Here is a 3,620-nt window from a genome sequence, read left to right as displayed (position 1 = left end):
CCGCGGCCCTAGGCATTGCCTGCCCGCTCCCGTGCCAGCGCACGCGTCAGCGGGACTGCGGCAACGCTCCGCCTCGGCCAGGCGTCAGAGATCCATAGCGGACCGGCCGACTCGACGGTGAGGACTACATCAGGGCGGCGGAGCCGGAACACGATGCCAGGGCGTTTGTCCTCGAAGACCTCCGCCGCAGGGTGCAAGCTCAGGTGACCGGCAGCTTCAAGACTGAGGAGAATCCCCTCCACGTCTTCCAAGCCGCCGGCACGGCGGGCGACCTCGGCAGGATACGTCACGCCGGCGCAGCGGCCATCAACGAGTTCGACGTCATCGACCATCCCCAACAGGACCGACAGCACCCGCCGCTGGTCCTCCAGGACGTCCAAACCCTCGATCCACTCAACAAACGCTGCCCGCTCACGGACACGACGATCCTTCAGCGCAGCCGTCGCCGGCCACTTCACACCAAACGGCACCAAACTCGCCATCTCCATCACTCCCCCTGCTCGGGACGGTTCCAACCACAAAAATCCACCGAATCGACCAACGCCCGGCAAAGCATAAAACCGGGTCAGCCGGTATGTCTTGTCACATGACGTCCTTGAGACACAACTCTCAAAAAGCAGACACCACACCTATCTAGTACCTCGCACCACCGACAACATGACGGCGATTCCAGGGCGGGACCAGGGAGGTTGTCGTCCTGCGGTTTCGACCATGCCTCAATCTATACATTTAAGATTCATAGGTCTAGTTTAGACCTACATCATTTAATTTCTTAGTATGGGGCGGAAGACGCCTTACGACAGAATGGACAGGTGCCAAAGTATGTTCGCCCCTCTACGCCAGCCCCGGCTCTCACCGAAGCGGCAATAGCCATGCTCGGTATCAATCCGTTGCGGACGGAAATCATCCGGTATCTGGCACAGCATATTGACGGAGCGACGTCCGGAAGCATTGCCAGGGCGATCGGGGCCGAATACCGCACTGTCTACGGTCACCTTCGTCAGCTAGTCGAGGCCGGCGGCGTGCTAACTGACGGCGACACCGGCAACCGCAAGGGCCAGTGGGTTATCTACCGCCTCAATCCCGACGCCATCAAGATGGCTCAGGACGAGTACCGCAGGTACACCTCAGGAAATTAAGATTCCTGCTTCGGCGTGTCTCCAGATCCCACACACACATACATAGTTAAGTGGGACACATGGCACCTCGCAGACTTCCTAAAGGCACACGGGTCAATCCCGTTCGTCTTGGCTGGGCGATCGAAGAACAGCGCAAAGACGTGATCGACAACCTGGCAAACAGGGCCGGCGTATCCAGCGCAGTCATCCTGGAAGCCATCATCGACCACATTCAGGCGGACATTCCCGAAGTCGGGCTGCCCTCCTGGATGTTCAAGAACCAAGGAGTGCTGCCATTCCCGCAAGCATCTTAAATTGAAGAAGGCCCGCACTAGGCGGGCCTTCAATAAGTTTCTCGTTCAGATCCTCATCTTGGCGGATCGGTGATCTGAACTGCTCAAGCTCCCTCTCACGAGGTGGCTCCCTTTGTTTTATCTAAAATGAAAGGAACTGCTGTCCTTTATGGTACCGGAAACTGATTCCGGGTCAACGCATGCCTCTGCGCGCCGCGCCCCCTCTGTCACGCCTGGCGACGGCCCGCAGCGGCTCGAACTGACCCCATCGAACCTTGCCGACTTCGCCCAGGACCCCGGCGAGCTGCACCCCACCGGCACCGAGCCGGCACCACAGCCAGCTGACAAGAAGCCCTGGCGTAAGACCGACCGGGCGAAATCCGATGGCAATAAGGCCATGTGGCGACGGGTCAACCGCCGCTCGGAGCGCCGCCCTGATGTGGTGTTCGCCGCGATTCCCGAAGGCTTCCAGCGGGCCGCACGCGGCTCACAATGGCTCGATTACGTCCGCTCCCTCCCGCAGGTCCGGACAATGAACGCCCACGGCCGCAAGAACTTCCTCCGCATCGCGGCCCTGTACCTCGGTGACGTCCAGGTCAGGACCATGACGACCTCCCCCGGCTGGGACTACATCATGCGCAAAGGACTCATCTCGGAATCCACCGTACAGCGACACACGAAACGGCTGATCTCCTACGGAGCCCTGGCTGTTGTCGCCTCCGGACGCCTGGCAGGCTTCACGCCCAAGAACCAGGGCCCGCAGACCAACGAACGCGCCGTTTACGTCCTGACAGTCCCCCACCAGCTCAAAGCCGTAGAAGATCCCGTGGATAAAAGTGACGGTCCCACCGTGAGGGAGTTACGTAGTAACCCCCTACACGCGCGAGAAGCTTTTCAAACCTTGAAAGGAGCGGCTTCGCCGCCGCAAAAACCTTCAGGCATCGCCCTAGAGGGCGCTGCAGACCCACCACCGGGACATCGGCAGCACTCCGACTGCTCACTTCGTGCGACGGTAGCCGGGACGACACGGGGGGCGTTCCGGGAAGCTGCCTCTGTCGCCGTCCGCGAAGTCATGCACCACTCACTTGCGCTCAGGGACGCCCGCCCGGCATTCCTGGCATGGGTCTTCCGCCCGTACTTCATCAAAGGCTGGAACGCCTCCGACATCCTGCACGCCCTCGACAACCGCCCCGACAGCGCCAGAATCCCCCACGACGCCGCAAAAGGCGTCGCCCCCGAGAACAAAGCCCGGTGGGCACAAGAGCGGCTCTCACACTGGCTCACAGCCGACGGCACGCCCATTCGCTCCCGAGACCAGCGCCTCGAAGCGGAAGGCCGGCAGAAACGCGCCCGGGCCGAAGCCGAGCGCCAGCGGATCGAGAAGGACGCCGCCTCACGCCGCCAACAGCAGCTCCCCGCAACGTCCTGGCGGGAACGCTGTGCCGCCGACTATGAGCACGGGCTACAGGAAGCCGCCACGCGACGTTCCAAAACCCCCAGGCGGACGCCTCAGCGGCGTAGGGTTATTTAGGTCTATTGTCACTATTCACCCTATTAGGGCTTTTGCATCACCGGCACGGCTCACTATGAGATCGAAGAGTGAAGAACCAGAACAGACGTCGTCCTGGTGTCGTCGTTGACGACGATCTCTTGGACGATCTTCGGATCAGCTGACGGGTATATGTCCGGGAGCGTTTTGGCTCCCTCCGCTAGGGTAAGCAGCTCGCCATCGAAGCCGACTACCGTTTGGATTTTGCCTTCGACGGTGACTATGACATCCCCGCCCATGAGCTGACCGTAGTACTTAAACTGACTCATCGGATACCCTCCCTTATCTTGGTCCAGCGCAGCATTACCAGCCAGTCTAGGGGCAACGACAAACGACAAGACGACCGCTCCCTCCTGGCGTGGCTCGACAGTATTAATAGCGGCGCTTTCAGCCGAGCCTGGGCGAGCTGGGTCCGTATTTGAAACGCTTCGGTCGGCTAAGCTTGCTTTATCCCACTTCCGGGATTGGTTCTACCAAAAAGGAAGGGGGTGAATTATGGGTAAACGGAACAAGGCCTCACGGTCTGGATGGCACGAAAAAGCCACGATGTACGTGCAGCTTCTCAAGGGCTGCGCACGTCTCACCGTGGCTGTTTCTGTACTTATTCATGCCGTGATTAACTGGCCGCTCTAGTAGCCATTCATCCACCGCGGCGGCCTG

At 60.3% G+C, this 3,620-nt stretch carries 5 protein-coding genes; 3 read left to right on the top strand and 2 right to left on the bottom strand.

All coding sequences use genetic code 11. The annotated features are described in order from the left end of the window. Positions 1-8: 8 nt before the first annotated feature. Entirely contained in the window at positions 9-488 is a 480-nt protein-coding gene (locus ABH924_RS24680; protein WP_404503146.1) for a hypothetical protein, read from the bottom strand. Between the two features lie 324 nt (positions 489-812). On the opposite strand from ABH924_RS24680, the gene ABH924_RS24675 reads away from it, so the two are divergent. The 3 genes from ABH924_RS24675 to ABH924_RS24665 all read left to right on the top strand — a co-directional run bounded on the left by ABH924_RS24675 (position 813) and on the right by ABH924_RS24665 (position 2,942). Further along, positions 813-1,139, top strand: a complete 327-nt coding sequence (locus ABH924_RS24675) for an ArsR/SmtB family transcription factor (RefSeq protein ID WP_404503144.1) — start codon at positions 813-815, stop codon at positions 1,137-1,139. Positions 1,140-1,198: 59 nt separating this feature from the next. Continuing rightward, on the top strand, positions 1,199-1,432 hold the full coding sequence (locus ABH924_RS24670) for a hypothetical protein (protein ID WP_404503142.1): 234 nt from the start codon (positions 1,199-1,201) through the stop codon (positions 1,430-1,432). A gap of 148 nt (positions 1,433-1,580) precedes the next feature. Further along, a complete protein-coding gene (locus ABH924_RS24665; RefSeq protein ID WP_404503140.1) occupies positions 1,581-2,942 on the top strand; it encodes a hypothetical protein in 1,362 nt (453 codons plus the stop codon). Positions 2,943-2,995: 53 nt separating this feature from the next. Here the strand turns inward: ABH924_RS24665 and ABH924_RS24660 are convergent, their stop codons facing one another. Continuing rightward, positions 2,996-3,229, bottom strand: coding sequence for a hypothetical protein (locus tag ABH924_RS24660; RefSeq protein ID WP_404503138.1), 234 nt, complete (start codon positions 3,227-3,229; stop codon positions 2,996-2,998). Positions 3,230-3,620: the final 391 nt, after the last annotated feature.

It is taken from the genome of Arthrobacter sp. GAS37 (assembly GCF_044908325.1).
Classification (GTDB): Bacteria; Actinomycetota; Actinomycetes; order Actinomycetales; family Micrococcaceae; genus Arthrobacter; species Arthrobacter ramosus.
The sequence above is the reverse complement of the archived record's forward strand: the minus strand, read 5'-3'. Positions and strand labels throughout refer to the sequence as shown.

Coding starts and splice junctions, on each gene's coding strand:
- ABH924_RS24680 (WP_404503146.1), bottom strand. CDS start 488: ATGGAGATGGCGAGTTTGGTGCCGTTTGGTGTGAAGTGGCCGGCGACG.
- ABH924_RS24670 (WP_404503142.1), top strand. CDS start 1,199: ATGGCACCTCGCAGACTTCCTAAAGGCACACGGGTCAATCCCGTTCGT.
- ABH924_RS24665 (WP_404503140.1), top strand. CDS start 1,581: ATGGTACCGGAAACTGATTCCGGGTCAACGCATGCCTCTGCGCGCCGC.
- ABH924_RS24660 (WP_404503138.1), bottom strand. CDS start 3,229: ATGAGTCAGTTTAAGTACTACGGTCAGCTCATGGGCGGGGATGTCATA.